Below are 16,733 nucleotides of genomic sequence, written 5' to 3'. Positions count from 1 at the left end.
GCAATTACAAAGTGATGCGATCAACACGAATGACACTATCAACTTTTCTTAAATTCGCAATCAATGTTTTTAAGTGATCTGCATCACGAACAACTGCACGCATGGTCGTCGTAGCATGAATTCGATCTTCGTTGATTTCTGAATTAACAGCATTCAGTCGCACTTTGAGTTGTGAAGCAATTGTGATGATATCGGTAAGTAAAAAATTACGATCTGTGGAAAGAATTTGAAGCACGGCTTCATACTCCCCTTGCTCGTGATTTTCTTCCCATTGAACTTCAATCAAACGTGCGGTTTCATGTGCAATGTTTGGACAGTCCTTTCGATGGACCTTAACACCACTACCTTTAGTAACATAACCTACAATTTCATCGCCATAAACAGGATTACAACAATTACTCAAGCCAATCATCATCGAATCAATTCCCGATACACTCACACCTGACTTACTGGTTGACTTACTTTGTTGGGTCGCACTACGGGCCACAACTTTTTCTACCTTACTGTTTTCGTCATTAAAGTTTTTATTAAGATCCAATCTTTCAAAAAGAGCGGGAAATGACAAGGATTTTGACGCAATCGCATACATTAAATCATCAAATGAATTTACCGAAAATTGACTGTAAACATGTTCAAAGCGTTTGGACGCTTTTAATTCTTTCTCATCAATACCACGACGTTTACACTCATCCTTAAACATCGTTTCGCCTTTATCCACAATTTCTTTACGATTATCCATCTGTTGTTTCAGAAGGAAATTACGAATTTTGTTTCGAGCATGTGTTGTTTGGACTACTTTAAGCCAGTCTTCACTTGGAGTCGATTGTTTTGATGTCTTCACTTGAACAACATCCCCAGTTTTAAGCGGCGTATTCAAAGGTACTAATGTACCATTAACGATAGCACCAACCGTTTGATGACCGACTTCGGTATGAACTCGATACGCAAAATCAATCGGTGTCGCACCATTAGGAAGACCAATAACGCGCCCTTTCGGAGTCATAACATAAACATTTGCTTCGAAAATATCTTTTTGAAGCACATTCATATAATCCTGAGCATTCTCATCGACGCCCTCGGTAAGAATGTTGATATCTCTAAACCATGAGAGTCGGTCTTCAATTTCTTTTTGATTTGCTTCTTGATTGGTATTGCCTTCTTTATATCGCCAATGCGCTGCGACCCCACGCTCCGCGATTTCATCCATTTGTTTCGTTCGAATTTGAACTTCAAAAATAGCACCTTCGTCACCAACGATTGTGGTGTGAAGGGATTGATACATATTCATCTTCGGCATTGCAATATAGTCTTTTAAACGTCCAGGAATGGGACGATAGTTCGCATGAATATGACCTAAAATTTCATAACAATTTAACTCGGTCTCCGTAATAATACGAATCGCAAGCAAATCTAAAATTTCATCAAATCGCTTATGCTTTGTCGTCATTTTTTTATAGATAGAGTAAAGATGCTTGGAACGACCAAAAATATTAAAACGAATATTATTTTCAAGTAATAACTCTGCAATATCTTCAATCATACGTGTAACTTGAGCATCGCGCTCAGCCTTACGATCATCCACAAGACGGGCAATTTCATAATATTTATCACGGTGAAGGTAACTAAAACTCAAATCTTCAAGTTCATTTTTAATTTCTCCAAGACCCAATCGATGGGCAATCGGTGCATAGACATCCAATGTCTCTGCCGCAATCTTTTTTTGCTTTTCAGGGTTATGGTATTGAAGTGTTCGCATATTATGAAGACGGTCTACCAGTTTAATAAAAATAACCCGAACATCTTTTGCCATCGCAATAAAGATTTTACGATGATTGGCAGCAAGATACTCTTTTTCATCTTTAAATTCAATATTACCAATTTTTGTAACACTTTCCACAAGTGTTGCGATTTCTTGATTAAACTCTTCCGCAAGTTCTTCTTTACTTACATCACAGTCTTCAATAACATCATGCAAAAGCCCTGCTGAAATTGTGGTTGGAGACATGCCTAAATTTGAGAGAATATAGCCCACGTGTAAAATATGAACAATATACGGTTCACCACTTTTACGATATTGACCTGAATGCTTCGCTTCCGCAAACTCATAAGCATGCGTAATTAATTCAATGTTTTCAGGTGTTGTAATATATTTTGACGTCTCTTCGAGTATCATATCAAAACTTATATCTTGAAATTGTCTCATCGGCTACCTCCAAATTTGAGAAAAGAACGAAGGGATCTTCGTTCTTAGTATTGCATAATTGTAAAGACTTCATAGCCCTCAAGTTTATCGCGGCCATTTAAATCTTCAAGTTCGATTAGGAATCCACATCCTACAACTTCAGCACCTAATTCTTCAATGAGTGCTACTGAAGCTTCAACGGTTCCACCTGTTGCAAGTAGGTCATCAATAATGAGAACCTTCTGACCCGGTTTAACACCGTCTTTATGGATATGAAGCTCATTGGACCCATATTCGAGATCGTATTTGTAACTTACCGTTTCACGTGGTAGTTTACCTGGTTTACGAACAGGAACAAAGCCAATATTCATTGCATATGCTACGGGACATCCAAAAATAAATCCTCGGGATTCAGGTCCCACAATAACATCTGCACCCACCTTACGGGCAAATCCTTCAAAAAGTCGTGTTGCTTCCGCAAACGCTTCGCCATCTGCCATTAAAGGGGTAATATCTCGAAACTTGATGCCTTCTTTAGGGAAATCATCAATTGTTGCAATATAGTTTTTTAAATCCATAACATCCTCCAAAGTACAATCATTATTATATCATAGTTTTTTCTTTTTCTTGTACTTATTAAAATAGAAAAAACCACTTCCTCCAACAATTGTCAATACGATGATTAATAAAGAGATGATGATAAAATGATCATCTGTTTTCGCCAGTTTATTAAACGTGATCACGTAGTCATTATTGGTAACTGAAAATTTGAGTCGGTCCTCATTGGATACCGATACTTCTTGATTGGTAAACTCTAATTCGTTTTTATTGGTTCGCTCATAAATAAAGTGCATTTGCGAAAACGTTGACTCAATTAATTTCGCAGATAATTCCACGGTTGTGCCTTCGCCAAACTGAGCTTGATTCGCAAACATCAATTCAAAAGCACGTCCTGATAATTGTTCATACAACGGTGAACGCTCCGTAATCTGAATGATCTTAAATCGTAAATCCACATCATGCGGGTATGAACCTTGGAAATTATAAATAATGAGTGGAACATTTCGTTTATCAACTAAGTGAATGGATAAGGTTTTATCCGTCAATGCACTCATTACGGTTTCCGAAACAATAAATGATTCCAAATTAGACATATCTTTTTCGAGTAAAACATCATCGAGGACCAGGATTACTTCCGAATGATCACGCGCTTCGATAAACTTGGTTAGTATTTCATCAGGTAACGTTAAGGCATACTTTTGATTTTCAGACTTAATTAAGTTATCTGTTACAAGTACAAGGCGATCCCCTTCTTCTTTATCAACTTTTAATTTGATAATATCAGCGCCCGATTCCGTTTGCTTAGACTTAACCGTTACTTCTAATTCAGCGTGGTGTTCACCAATCGTTGCGGTAACTTTCGTTTTCCCAATTTTTTTCGAAATTAGACGATTTTCCACAACTTCAACAATTCCATTATCTTCCGAAACATAACTAGCATTCCGGGACGTTGTTGTATCATAGGGCACAAAAATAAGATCCGGAATTTCTACTTCATCTTCCAAAACGATCGTCAGATTAGACGGATTAAACTCGATATCACGTAAGGGAATTGTTACAGTAACTTTTACACTTGATGTAATTGTCCCAATACGCGCTGTGATGGTTGTTGTACCAGCTGATTTTGCTGTCACTTTTCCATTCACAACATCCGCAACCGCTGTATTGTCCGAAGACCAAATAATGCTTTTATCTTTCATAGCATCATTACTTAAGGTATATTCCAACTCATATTCAAAACCGCGGTTGATATACACATCTTCATTTTTAAAATTAATGGTCCCATCAAGAACATTTACTTTAACACTGATTTCTTTCGTGTAGATTTCTTCCCCATCCACCGCCACAATCGTAATAATGGATGAACCCTTCGCAAGTGCAGTAATCAAACCTTTTTCCGATACACTTACAATATCTGGATTTTCGCTTTTGAAAGATACCGTCGCTTGTTTACTTAGACCTTCTAAGGTGAAATCAATCTGCATGCTTGAATTTTCATACAGATCATATTTAGCCTGTTTAATTTTTATAGGATCTTTTACAACTTCCGCATCATCTTGCGTCACCGCAACACGACGTGATGTAGGAGGAATCTTATCCGCAATGGGTTGCTTATTAATTTGTGGATTTTGCCCAATACCACTGAGAAGTAATACTGTAGCTAAAAATGTTTTAAACATAACATGCCTCCTATTCAATAGTCCTATCATATCACAAGTTATTCAAAATCTTCCACGAACAATACATTTTTTGAACGACTGTCTAAATCTAAGGTTCCAATTAAACATCGTGCTGTTTGAAGTTGGTATTTTTGATATTGTTGTGTAAAAAATACTGCTTCATCAAATGAAAAGTTATTAAATGCGTATTTAAAACCATAACCATTGAGGTTATACAATTGGAAATCACGCGGTATATCAATACTCATTAACGGTAGTTTAAAACCTTCCCCAAAGGGTTCAAGCTGACGTAATTGTTCAAGAGCCGTTTTCGTGATCCATGATGGGTCAATTGCAAGAACCGATTCACGACGTCCTTCAAATGTACCAAAATCCGAAACAAGCTGGTTCACATCGGATTTAAAATCCTCAAAGGTTGCTTTATTAAGCGTCATTCCATAAGCAAAATCATGCCCACCCATTGCTACAAAGTAATCTGAACGAACTTCTGTAAATATATCTTGTAATGAAAATGTCATACTCCGTGCACTGCCCTTTAGGACATTATCATATTCCGTTAAGACTAAGGTCGGTTTCATGGTTTCTTGAGCTACCTGATTGGCTACAATCCCTAACAACCCTTCATGAAACCGTCTATCGACAATAATTTGGATCGGATCATCATTCACCTGCGTCATCGCAACTTCTTTAAGTGCTTTTCCTTGTTCTTTGCGATAGTCATTTAATTTAAACAACTGTTTCGCATAGGAGGTAATCACCGATTCATCCGTCGTTGTAAAGTACTGAACTAAAGTATTCACATTGGCCAAATCACCCAATCGTCCCACCGTATTAATTTTAGGAATTGCTTGAAAAGAAAGCAATTTCGCAGAGTAATGTGTAAAGCGATTACGCTTCACTAATGCATCAAATTGTAAGAACTGATTTTGATTTAGTGCATCAATTCCTTTTCGAACAATTTCTCTATTTTTACCCCATAAAGGCATAACATCCGCAACCGTTGCAGTACACGCCATCGCAAGCATGTACGCATCCGCAAGCCCCATCGTCTCCGCCACACAGTAGATTAAACCACTTGCACACATCGACGCTTCATAAGGACTGCATACATCCGGATGTAAAAATGCATCCGCCATTACCGGTTCATCAATAATATGATGGTCCACGACGGCTACTTGCATTCCTAAAGACTTCGCATAAGCGATTTCTTCATATGCCTTAACACCGTTGTCAATAATTAAGACATCCTTATACCCTCGTGCATGGGCCATTGTAATGGTATCTTTAGAAACACCATAACCTTCTTTAAGTCGATTTGGAATATAGTATCCCACTTCAATCTTACATTTTTTTGCTAATAACACCGCAATACTTGTTGAAGAAACACCATCACAATCATAATCGCCACATACAATTAGTTTTGTGGCTGCTTGATAAAAATGAATCATCGCATCGATGGCTTCATTTGAAACAATATGATCTGTCGGATCAAACAATTCCTGTAACTGAATATCTGACAAGTGCATTGATTTTAGTGTTTCTTGGACAAGCGGTGATAAAGAATTAAACATATCGTTCACGTTTTTGTACCCACCTTCTAATTAACCAAGCAATACAGTAAAGAATGATTAACGCTAAGTAAATTGAGAAAATCATCATCATTAAAATCGCAATCATTTCAACCGTTATTGGAACAGGAATAATAATTAGAATAGGCGTTGAAATAATCGCAAACAAAATTACATTAAGCATCAATGAATCCATAAACTCCGATTCAAAGAGATCTAAATTAAAGAATCGATTTAGGGAATATTGTGAACTGTAATAACAGCCAATAATAAGCGGTATTGTCCACACAATATAAACCGTCTCCCTGCTCCACTTAATGTGATAAATCATGGTTAAGAACACAAAGAGCATCGAAGACAGTACGCTTAATATTGGAATTAGAATACTGCGCTTAAACCCAAAAATACAACTAACCATAATCCATGATGCCAAAATAAATACACCCAAGGTTAGATAGAAATCTACATCTTCCAATGGAAATAAATTTTCGTGGGTATCGTAATAGGTTCCCTTAACATTAAATTTTGTTTTCACACCGCGTGCCGCAGCACCCAATTGTTTCGACGTAACATTTTCATCAAAATGAATCCACGTATCGCCTTGTTCAGTTACCTCATAACTTAATTGATTATCAAAGATTCCTACTTCATAAAGCGTAGCTTGTAATTCAAGATAAGCAGTTGAGCGAGCATCATTCATGATGAGAACATTCTGATTCGCAAAATCCCACCCCTTATGTAAATCAATCCCTTTAGGAATCGCAAACAGTGTACTCAAAAGCAAAACCGCAAGCATCACAGAAACAGTATTTTTAAACAGAATGTGCGTTGGTTGGGTTATTTTTAAAACATTTATATTTTGAAATTGTACAAAACTCGAAGACTTCGGAATTTTGAGTAAGAATCGTTCAAAAACAAAATTAAATAAGAGAAATTGGATCAAAACGATATAACCTAAGAAAATCATATACCATCCCGTCCGTACAAGACCATAACGGTTCAAGACAACCGCCACAAAACCAAAGATTAGATAGAACGCTGAATGCAACAATGACACACGAATGTGTCGTTTACGGATATCCTGTCGTGATTCCACAACTTCATGCAGCGTCAAACCTTCTGAATCCACTAAATTCATCTGCTTCTGATAAACAAGCATCATAAATGAAATCAGTACAGAATACCACAGAGATTTTGTAAATGGATATCCAAATAAAGAAACTAAAAGCAGGGATAACATAACACCAATTACAATCTCCATCCCTGCAATCCACCCAAAAAACCGAAACCTAAAACAAAAATAGCCTACCGTTAAAGCCATAAATAAAACTAAATATAAACTAATAAAACTCTGAGTACTGATTAATTTTGTCACTGATCCAAATGTCCCTGTATTCCAAACCACAAGATCTGAAACATGAGCATCAATACTGTTAACTAAATCCGTAATGTTTTCAACACCTGAAAACGATAAAGCATAGTGATTTGAATCAATGACACGTTTACGCCATTCCCGGTTGTTTCGGGTCTGATTCGAAAGAAAATTGTTTAAGCCTGTTCGATCTTTCGTTTCCACAATCAAGCGTACATCATGTCCAAATCCTAAACCCGTATTCAATCTTCCAACCGTCGTAAGTGTCAAAAACCCTACAAGCACGGTAACAATGATTACAATAAACGAAACTCTTAATTCAGCTTTAGTTTTCATTGAATCTCCTCATCCTCAAATAAATTTTGATAGTCTTCAAGAGATGATTTTAACCCATTGATTTTAGACTCAGTCGCAAGCCACCTTACAACATCTTCATCAGTTGTTTTAAAAATATCATCGGCCAATTCACTTAACCGAGTTGGCTCTTTATGACGCCATACATAGGTTGTAAACATGCGGTACAAATCATCATATGAAACGCCTTCTAATCCATTATTATGTATTTGACGAAGTCTTAATGTTAGTAACAATTTAAATTGTTGTGTGTTTTCATCTTTCATACATTCACCTCGTCTCATCACGTATATGATACACGAAAAACGCAAAAGAAAAAACTCTAACTAGAGAGTTTTAACGTATTCTTTAAATATGTTACCACGAATTTCAAAATTTTCAAATTGATCATAACTTGCACATGCGGGTGATAACACAATGATGTCACCAGATGATGCATGAGATTTTGCCTCCATAAAGGCAGTTTTCATGGTATCAACTTTCATCGCAAACGGAAACACTTCACGAATCTGATCCGCACTTTCTCCGAATACAAACAGCATTTTAATGCGATCTTCATAAGGTTTAAGTAAATCAAATGAAATATGCTTATCGAAACCACCTGCGAGTAAAATAATTGGCTTTTCAAAAGCTTGAAGGCAAACTTCCGTAGACTCAGGATTGGTTGCCTTGGAGTCATTGTAATAGCGAACGCCATCCACTTCATCGACAAATTCAATACGATGTTCTACACCACTAAACGTATGAATTACATCTTGAATATCATGAAGGCTCACACCTGCTAGAAATGCTAGTGTTGCTGCAAAGGCAGCGTTCATCAGATTATGGGCACCTACAAGTTTTAATGTAGATACTTCAAAAAGTGGATTATCTAGAAAATAGACCCAACCCTCACGAAGACAAATATCCGCGTCGTGAGTCATGGATAAATCATAAACAAGCCCTTGATAATCTTGTGTCAAACGCATGATATTTTGATCATCACAATTTCTAATAAACGTTTTAACATACGGTAATAGATTCAACTTAGCTTTGTAATAGTCATCGACATGGTCATAACGATCCATGCGATCAGGACTTAAATTCATAAGCGCATACACTTCTGGTGAAAATGTAGGTGTCCCTTCCATTTGAAATGCGGATATCTCTAAAGCAACATCGCGTGGAAGATCCCCATCGCGATAGACAGCTTCACTGAGTGCGTAACCTACATTCCCGGCAAGAAGTGCACTCGAATCTTTTTTTAATAGCATTTCATGAAGACATGTTGTTGTGGTTGTTTTACCATTCGTCCCAGATATCGCGTAAAATTTCGCGTGTTTTGCATAACGAGATGCAATTTCAATCTCATTATAGATGTTTGAAAATTGGGAAACAAGCGGATGATCATTGGGTATCCCCGGATTCTTTATAACGAAGTCATATGCATCCACAAGACGCATATCTTTATCATCTAAAGAGACGCGAATCCCTAATCCTTCGAGTTCGAAACGTTCTGGAAAGTCTTGATTTGTCGTCAATACCACTTCAAAACCTTCTTTATTAAGAAGACGAGCACATCCAATTCCTGAACGTGCTCCTCCGATAATTAACGCTTTCATATTATGCAATCGCGTTTAATGCTAAACCAATGATTGCGAAGGCTACACCAAGTGCATAGAAGAAATTGACGACATTCTCTTCTTTCCAACCATTGAGCGTAAAACTGTAATGAATCGGTGTATATTTAAATACTTTTTTATGTCTTAACTTCCAAGAAGTACGCTGGATAATGACACATAGTGTTTCAAATACAAAAACACCTCCAACGATTGCTAAAAGAATTTCTTTATTGAGTAAAACGGAAACCCCTGCAAATAAAGCACCAAGTGCAAGAGATCCAACGTCACCCATAAAGATTTTCGCAGGTTTACGATTAAAAACTAAAAATCCGAAAAGTGCACCAATAACGGCTAACAGAACCATAAAAATATCCATACGATTTACCGTATACGCAACAAATGCGAACGCTGAAAATCCGATGATACTTGTACCACCCGCTAAGCCATCCATACCATCTGTAAGATTTACCGCATTCGAAGAACCTGCGAAAATAAACATGATAAGTGGTAGGTAGAACCAACCAAGATCCAAAGGCTCTTTCATAAATGGAATTGCCAGCTTATTATCGCCGCCCATTTTTATATAGATAACGTAAAATAGCACTGCGAGCAATAATTGTCCCAACATTTTAAAACGTGGTGAAAGACCATCATTTTTCCCTTCTTTCACAATTTTATAATCATCAACCAATCCAATTAATGCATACATCGCATAGACGCCTACAAGTAAGAGAACCGATCCATTGAAATTAAAACCATTGAAGACGAGAGCGACTAAAACAGGAATAACGACAAAAACAAATCCCCCAAATGTTGGTGTTTTTTGTTTGTTTTTAAACTCTTCTAATGCATACTCACTAACTTTTTGTTCCATGTTGCTTTTCTGAAGATATTTAATAAATCTTGGGTAAGCAACAACACTGAGTGCAAATGCTGTTAACATTGCGATAATTCCTACAATCATAATCTTTCTCCCTTACATCTTATTTATTATAACAAATTCTTAATTCAGTTTAAGTGAAACCGTATCATCTTTTGTGAAAATTGTTCCAGGAGGGATCGACTGCTCGGTGACATAGCCCGAACCACTCACTTCCGCATTTAAACCTGAGATACTCATAAAACTGAAGATTTCCTTACGTGTCCAGCCTTTAAAATCAGGCATGGTCATATTATGATCACCCGCATAAAGATAGACGCGTTCATTATTGATAACCTGACGGTTAACTTCTGGTTTTTGATTAATTACCGTCTCACCATCGCCAATAACAATTGGTTTATACCCCAATGATTCAAGGGATTCTTTTGCTTTAGGAACCGGTGAATTAATGTAATTTTGTAGTTCTTGAACTGTAATTTCATTAATCGATTCTTTACCACCTTCATTGGTCATGCCGTAAGTAGCGGCAATCTTATGAAGAACATCTCGAATATAAACTGCTGAATAATCGACATCATGTCCATAATTCGCTTTATATGCAGTATAAACAAGCACTTCAGGATCTTCATAAGGTAAAGCTACAGCACTTGAAAAGTTATAGATTGTCGGTGAATAACCCGGCACCCCTTCCACAACCGTTTGTGCAGTCCCTGTCTTCGCAATCACATTCGTCTCAGGTATATTAAAACGATATCCTGAACCGGTAATATCCACAACGTAACGCATTAAATCTTGAACTTTCTTCGCTGTTTCTTCAGAAAACACTTTTCCAAGATTTTGTGTTTGACCTTTATAAATAACTTCACCCGTTTGGGAGTTTTTAATTTCGTCAATGTAGTAAGGTTTCACCATAACCCCTTTATTTAAAACTGAGGTGTATGCTTGAGCGAGTTGCAAGATCGAAGCACTCGAACCTTGACCAAAACCATTACTGATTTTCTCAAGCGGTTCTTGCCATAAATCATACCCTTGCTCTTCAGGTATTTTATCCGTATTTACATTCTTAAAGAATCCAAGTTTATAGAGATAATCATGAAACACTTCCGGATCCAATTTACGAGTCAACAACTCCGCAATCATAACGTTCGAACTTAAGGCATATCCATAGTCATAACGCATTTGACCATAAGTATGTCCCCCTGCGTTGGTAATCGTATGAACACTGCCATCTTCGCTTGGTAAACGGTATGCTTTATTATTCTCAACACCAACATGGAATGGATTGGAATCAAAGGTTTCTTCGTTATTCCATACCCCTTCCTCAATGGCTGCCGCAACCGTAAACGTCTTCATCGTTGAACCCGGTTCGAAAGTACTTTGAGAAACACGGTTTGTAAATCCATTACTAAAGTCTGGGGCATTCGGATCAAAACTTGGTGCATCACCCCACGCAAGAATTTTACCGGTTTTCACTTCCATAACAATTCCCCATGCTTCAGATGCCTTAACACCCGGATCTTGGGTAATGCCAAGCAACGCTCGTTCAAGAGAATCCTGAATTCCACGATCAAGGGTTAACTTCACATCATTACCGTTAATCGGATCTTTACGTTGACCATCATCAAAACGAAGTCTGAAATTATCACGATCATGAGTGTATTGTTCAAATCCATTAGATCCCTCTAAAATATCATTATAAGCACTTTCCAGTCCCATTTGACCAATTTGGCCTTCTTCCAGTTCATCATATTGAGAATAACCAATCAACTTAGAAGCAAATACCTTTAAAGGATAATTTCGAGTAATAATCTTTTCAAACATAAGTCCAGGAATTCCTGATTCTTCTAAAGCCGTTTTTCGATCTAATGTTAAGTATTTACCGGCATAACCAAATTCAACTTGAAGTGCATCTTGGCTGATAATCTCCAAAACCTTATCGTACGGGGTCCCAATAACCTCACTGATCACTTTTGCAGCTTTTTCTTTATCATCAATATGCGCAGGCGTCTTGTCAGAATGCATACGTGATTCATCAAGACTTGCCTGTAAGGTATAAGCTACGAGATCTTGGGCAATGACAGTATCATTGCGATCAACAATCTTACCGCGATTTGCGGGAATTTTACGTTCTACCGTATGAATTCCGTTGATATCATCACGAAAATCCGTGCCAGAGTTTAAATGATAACCCAGTACGGAGACAACAAAAACATTGGCACCCACTACAACAAAGAGGAGCGCCATTGTGATTGAAACAATTAAAACTTTATAGTTTGCACTTTTTCGTAACTTCTTCTTTTCCAAATCTAATCACCATGCTTTACGGTCACAACATTATGTGTGTTATCTAATCCCGCTTCTGTTGCAATTGATACAACGCGGTTTGAATCACTTAAATCTTGAATCTCTGCTGTTAATTTTTCATTATTAACATTAATATCTGCTTGTTGTTGTTTGACAACTTGAATTTCTCGTGCAAGACGAGCATTTTCTGAACGAACAAAAATCTGCGTAACAAATGAAAATAATAATGCCATCGTGAATACAAATCCTACAAGTCCACTCCAACGAATTGTTTTCTTTTTTCTTTTAATTACGTGTTTTGCCACAATTATTTCACCCTTTCGATCCCTCTTAAGATTGCACTATGTGCGCGATTATTAAACTCTAATTCTTCTGTAGAGGCCTTGAGTGCCTTTGAAACCAATTTATAATTAAGTACTTGTTCTTCAATTATTGGTAATCTCGGATCAACCTTTTTAGGTTTACCGTAGTTACTGAAGATTCGTTTAACAATTCTATCCTCGATAGAATGGAATGTAATAACAACGACACGGCCACCTGGCTTAATGACATGCACCGCTTGTTCAACTGCATCTTTGACTTCTTCAAACTCATTGTTCACTTCGATACGTAAGGCTTGAAATGTTTTCTTAGCTGGATGTCCTTTTTTTAGATCTTTTCCAGGATAAGAACGTTTTATCAGTTCAACAAGTTCAAATGTTGTTTCTACAGGTCTATTCTCAATAATATTCTTAACAATTCGACGTGCATAACGCTCATCCGAATTATCTTTAAGAATCTGAACCAATTGTTCTTCTTCATATTCATTGACGACTTCATAAGCACTAAGTGCTTGGGTTTGATCCATACGCATATCTAATCTGCTATCAAAACGATAACTAAATCCACGTTCTGCATCGTCAAACTGAGGTGATGAAACGCCTAAATCAAAGAGTACGCCATCCACTTGATCGATCCCTAACTCATTTAACTTTTCGGTAAGTTGTGTATAACTTCCATGAACCATGGTAACTTTATCCTCGAAAACCTCAAGTCGTTTTGAAGTGCGTTCAATCGCATCCAAATCTTTATCAAATCCAATGAGCCTACCTGTTGTCAATTGCTTACAAATTTCATAGCTATGACCACCGGCACCTAATGTTGCGTCAACATATATTCCTTCTGGATTAATATTTAATAATTCAATTGTTTCATTAAGCATGACTGATATATGTTTCATTAGAAAAACTCCGTTAGCGATTCTGCTATTTCTTCAAAATTCTCGCTCGCAGCTTCACAGTAATCAGTCCATCGCGTTTGATCCCAAATCTCAACATGATCGCTAACGCCAACCACAACACAATTTTTGGTTAACTTTGCTTCCTGAGTTAAATGAGCTGGAATACGAATACGACCTTGTGAATCTAAATCACATTCGGCGGCCTTGGACATGATCATATGTGTATACATACGAACTTCTCGTTTCGTTGATGGCAACTTTTTTAAGTTTTCGTAAACTTGTTGCCATTGTTCAAGTGTGTAAAGTGCGAGGCATCCATCGAGCCAACGCGTAACGATCATTGCTTCGCCGAGCTCCTCACGGAATTTAGCGGGAACAATGATTCTTCCTTTGGTATCGATATTGTGCTGATATTCTCCAATAAACATTGAATTGTCCCCACTTTCCTCCACTTCTTACCACTTTGTACCACTATTGTAACATATCACCTGATATATGGGAAGAAATCAACTCATAGAAAAAGGAGTGGCATAAGCCACTCCTAGAGCGTTTTAAACATCATTTCACGATTATTTCAGAAAACTTAAGATTAAATTCCGCACAAATTGAACTTTAAAAGACAAGATTGCGATTAAATAAGCCAAACCAGCCACAAGTATGATTACAATGGTGGATAACTTACTTGGAATGAGGTATTGAATTGGACTTTTCACCAATACAACCACAACACCCATAATGAATGCTGCTAAGGTAATCTTAATAAAATCCAATGCAATAAATCGCAAACGCGATCGTGGGATATGTTTTTTCATGCTCTTATAAAGCGGTACACATGATATAAGTGCCGCCAAGGAGTATGCAAACGATAAGCCAGCTAGAGGCATTCCAAATTTTCCAAAGATAAAGCTGAATACGATCATCCCAACCACAAACAATACTGATACAAGAACCGTATTGCGAACAGGACCTTTCATATCATGATAAGCATAATGAATTCGGAACATCAACTCTCGCATTGCATAGGCAAAGAGAACAATTGTATCACAAATAAAGATTGGTACAATCACCGAGATATCCGCAGGTGTTACTGCACCACGAAGGAATACAAACTCTACGATACCTCGCGCTAAGGTCACAAACCCTACCATCGCTGGTAATACAAATAATGCGATCATTAAGACAGCATCATTAATTGAGTCGTTCACTTTACGCATATCTTTTTCCACAACACTCTTTGCAATCGTAGGATATGTTACTTGAAGAATTGCGATAATAAAAATCCCTTGCACAAAACCAATCAGTTTTGTGGCATACGTCATGTAACTGTATCCACCTTCACCTTGCAAAACGGTAGCGTAATTCTTCATGACAATATCATTGAATTGACCTAAGAACGAGGATAAGACTAACGGTAACGCTAAAGCAACCATTGATCGTAAATCATCATCTTTTAAATCAATCACAGCATGATATACAAATCCACTACGCCACATAAAGAACAGAATAATAATTGCCTGTACAATCAATGCAATTAATTGTGCATAGCCAAGAATATAAGGATTACCAGCTTTGCTACTAATTGCAATTCCGGCAATCACAATAAGATTCATCGGAATGGTGACCATTGCTGGAACCACAAAATTCCCTTTGACATTAAGATATCCGGTTCCTAATTGCATCACCGCTACTGAGAAAACACCTAAAGCCAGTGTTCGTACAAACACAACAGCATACGCCAACGTTTCCCCTTTAAATCCACCTGCTACAATTTTCAGAACCACTTCTGGAACTAAAAACATAAAGAGTGAGAGTGCTAAAGAAAATACAATCATAATATTGAGGACATTACTTGCGAAACGATCGCCTCGCTCTTTGTCTTCATGAGAAATCTTAGTCAGCATTGGTATAACACCCGTAATCAGTGCTGAACCAATAACAGACAATACAACCGTTGGGATTGCTACCGAAGCATTAAAGGCATCTGTAATTGCACCCATACCAAACATTGAAGATAACGTAATATCACGGATGAAGCCCAATACTTTAGACAACACACCAATAAACATTACAATAATCGTCGTTTTTTTCATGTTAGATTACACGCCATTCTAGTTCTAAATCAACATCGTATTCATCTTTAACACGTTTTTTACATTCTTGAATTACTGCATGAACATCATCAACGGAAGCATGACCAACATTCACAATGAATCCTGGATGCTTCTCAGACACCATCGCATCACCCACACGGAATCCACGAAGATCAACACCATCAAAAAGCTTCCAAACAAATAGTGATTCACCGTCTTTATCTTTAGGACGTTTGAAAACACTTCCTGCATTCGCATAATTACGCGGTTGTTTTACATAACGTTCATGACGATAATAAAGCATCTTTTCAAGTGCTTGATTATAATCGCCTTCAATTGTTTTCAAACCACTACGTAATACGTAAACTGGTAGGTCATTTAAACGTGAATAGCGATAACCGAAAAATGCTTCATCTGGAACAAGACGTTCAACTTCTTGAGTTTCATAATTGAATACTTCAATCCAATTCACAAATTGTCCAATCGCATATTGCCATTGACCCGCATTCATAATCAATGCACCACCAACAGTTCCCGGAATATCTTCACAGAATTCCATATCACCTAAAGATTGTTCACAAGCAAACCAAGCGAGGCGGTTTAAACGGACCCCTGCTTCCGCAATAATCTCATTATCAACAATTTCTAAATCATTTAATAAAATCGTAATAATAAATACGGTATTTTCATCATAATGTTCTTGAGAAAAAATCATGTTTGATCCATTCCCAACAAGCACAATGCGCTTCCCTGTATGGTCGCGTAATGCTTCCACCAATCCGTCAACAGTATGAGGAATAATCACTGTCTCTGCTGTTACATCTAACCTCATTGTATTATAGCGTTTTAACGACGCATTTTTCATCACAAAATAATCTGCCATAAGAACTCCTTTTATATAGTGTTACCAATGATAAATATAC

At 37.3% G+C, this 16,733-nt stretch carries 14 protein-coding genes; all 14 read right to left on the bottom strand.

Going from position 1 to position 16,733, the window contains the following annotated elements:
• Positions 1-4 precede the first annotated feature (4 nt).
• The 14 genes from LLS04_RS06050 to murB all read right to left on the bottom strand — a co-directional run bounded on the left by LLS04_RS06050 (position 5) and on the right by murB (position 16,693).
• On the bottom strand, positions 5-2,203 hold the full coding sequence (locus LLS04_RS06050; RefSeq protein WP_323610805.1) for a RelA/SpoT family protein: 2,199 nt from the start codon (positions 2,201-2,203) through the stop codon (positions 5-7).
• Between the two features lie 44 nt (positions 2,204-2,247).
• Complete coding sequence (locus tag LLS04_RS06045) at positions 2,248-2,760, bottom strand: adenine phosphoribosyltransferase (protein ID WP_003773173.1); 513 nt, start codon at positions 2,758-2,760, stop codon at positions 2,248-2,250.
• Between the two features lie 30 nt (positions 2,761-2,790).
• Entirely contained in the window at positions 2,791-4,422 is a 1,632-nt protein-coding gene (locus LLS04_RS06040) for an Ig-like domain-containing protein (RefSeq protein ID WP_323610804.1), read from the bottom strand.
• 38 nt (positions 4,423-4,460) lie between these two features.
• The gene (locus tag LLS04_RS06035) at positions 4,461-5,993 is read right to left on the bottom strand and encodes a single-stranded-DNA-specific exonuclease RecJ (RefSeq protein ID WP_323612139.1); all 1,533 of its coding nucleotides are present in this window, start codon (positions 5,991-5,993) and stop codon (positions 4,461-4,463) included.
• Positions 5,986-7,698, bottom strand: a complete 1,713-nt coding sequence (locus tag LLS04_RS06030) for a hypothetical protein (protein WP_323610803.1) — start codon at positions 7,696-7,698, stop codon at positions 5,986-5,988. Before LLS04_RS06030 ends, LLS04_RS06035 begins: the two co-directional genes overlap by 8 nt.
• Positions 7,695-7,982 (bottom strand): post-transcriptional regulator, encoded by a 288-nt coding sequence (locus LLS04_RS06025; RefSeq protein ID WP_003773168.1) that lies wholly within the window; start codon positions 7,980-7,982, stop codon positions 7,695-7,697. The genes LLS04_RS06030 and LLS04_RS06025 overlap by 4 nt, the downstream gene beginning before the upstream one ends.
• A gap of 60 nt (positions 7,983-8,042) precedes the next feature.
• Complete coding sequence (gene murD, locus LLS04_RS06020; RefSeq protein WP_323610802.1) at positions 8,043-9,317, bottom strand: UDP-N-acetylmuramoyl-L-alanine--D-glutamate ligase; 1,275 nt, start codon at positions 9,315-9,317, stop codon at positions 8,043-8,045.
• 1 nt (position 9,318) lies between these two features.
• Positions 9,319-10,281 (bottom strand): phospho-N-acetylmuramoyl-pentapeptide-transferase, encoded by a 963-nt coding sequence (mraY, locus tag LLS04_RS06015; RefSeq protein WP_323610801.1) that lies wholly within the window; start codon positions 10,279-10,281, stop codon positions 9,319-9,321.
• A 39-nt stretch (positions 10,282-10,320) separates the two neighbouring features.
• Positions 10,321-12,501, bottom strand: coding sequence for a penicillin-binding protein (locus tag LLS04_RS06010; protein WP_323610799.1), 2,181 nt, complete (start codon positions 12,499-12,501; stop codon positions 10,321-10,323).
• 2 nt (positions 12,502-12,503) lie between these two features.
• Positions 12,504-12,806, bottom strand: coding sequence for an FtsB/FtsL family cell division protein (locus LLS04_RS06005; RefSeq protein ID WP_003773162.1), 303 nt, complete (start codon positions 12,804-12,806; stop codon positions 12,504-12,506).
• A 2-nt stretch (positions 12,807-12,808) separates the two neighbouring features.
• The gene (gene rsmH, locus LLS04_RS06000; RefSeq protein WP_323610798.1) at positions 12,809-13,720 is read right to left on the bottom strand and encodes a 16S rRNA (cytosine(1402)-N(4))-methyltransferase RsmH; all 912 of its coding nucleotides are present in this window, start codon (positions 13,718-13,720) and stop codon (positions 12,809-12,811) included.
• Complete coding sequence (mraZ, locus tag LLS04_RS05995) at positions 13,720-14,148, bottom strand: division/cell wall cluster transcriptional repressor MraZ (RefSeq protein ID WP_016357089.1); 429 nt, start codon at positions 14,146-14,148, stop codon at positions 13,720-13,722. Before mraZ ends, rsmH begins: the two co-directional genes overlap by 1 nt.
• A gap of 141 nt (positions 14,149-14,289) precedes the next feature.
• Complete coding sequence (murJ, locus tag LLS04_RS05990) at positions 14,290-15,810, bottom strand: murein biosynthesis integral membrane protein MurJ (RefSeq protein ID WP_323610797.1); 1,521 nt, start codon at positions 15,808-15,810, stop codon at positions 14,290-14,292.
• A gap of 1 nt (position 15,811) precedes the next feature.
• A complete protein-coding gene (murB, locus tag LLS04_RS05985) occupies positions 15,812-16,693 on the bottom strand; it encodes a UDP-N-acetylmuramate dehydrogenase (RefSeq protein WP_323610795.1) in 882 nt (293 codons plus the stop codon).
• Between the last annotated feature and the right edge of the window lie 40 nt (positions 16,694-16,733).

The sequence above is a fragment of the Erysipelothrix enhydrae genome (assembly GCF_035066605.1).
In the GTDB taxonomy this organism is placed as follows: Bacteria; Bacillota_I; Bacilli_A; order Erysipelotrichales; family Erysipelotrichaceae; genus Erysipelothrix; species Erysipelothrix amsterdamensis.
This window is presented reverse-complemented; position numbering and strand designations above follow the sequence as displayed.

Excerpts from the sequence above, each read along its gene's own strand:
- murD (WP_323610802.1), bottom strand. The coding sequence starts at position 9,317 with ATGAAAGCGTTAATTATCGGAGGAGCACGTTCAGGAATTGGATGTGCT.
- murJ (WP_323610797.1), bottom strand. The coding sequence starts at position 15,810 with ATGAAAAAAACGACGATTATTGTAATGTTTATTGGTGTGTTGTCTAAA.
- LLS04_RS06025 (WP_003773168.1), bottom strand. The coding sequence starts at position 7,982 with ATGAAAGATGAAAACACACAACAATTTAAATTGTTACTAACATTAAGA.
- mraZ (WP_016357089.1), bottom strand. The coding sequence starts at position 14,148 with ATGTTTATTGGAGAATATCAGCACAATATCGATACCAAAGGAAGAATC.
- LLS04_RS06040 (WP_323610804.1), bottom strand. The coding sequence starts at position 4,422 with ATGTTTAAAACATTTTTAGCTACAGTATTACTTCTCAGTGGTATTGGG.
- mraY (WP_323610801.1), bottom strand. The coding sequence starts at position 10,281 with ATGATTGTAGGAATTATCGCAATGTTAACAGCATTTGCACTCAGTGTT.
- murB (WP_323610795.1), bottom strand. The coding sequence starts at position 16,693 with ATGGCAGATTATTTTGTGATGAAAAATGCGTCGTTAAAACGCTATAAT.
- LLS04_RS06045 (WP_003773173.1), bottom strand. The coding sequence starts at position 2,760 with ATGGATTTAAAAAACTATATTGCAACAATTGATGATTTCCCTAAAGAA.
- LLS04_RS06035 (WP_323612139.1), bottom strand. The coding sequence starts at position 5,993 with ATGTTTAATTCTTTATCACCGCTTGTCCAAGAAACACTAAAATCAATG.
- LLS04_RS06050 (WP_323610805.1), bottom strand. The coding sequence starts at position 2,203 with ATGAGACAATTTCAAGATATAAGTTTTGATATGATACTCGAAGAGACG.
- LLS04_RS06030 (WP_323610803.1), bottom strand. The coding sequence starts at position 7,698 with ATGAAAACTAAAGCTGAATTAAGAGTTTCGTTTATTGTAATCATTGTT.
- rsmH (WP_323610798.1), bottom strand. The coding sequence starts at position 13,720 with ATGAAACATATATCAGTCATGCTTAATGAAACAATTGAATTATTAAAT.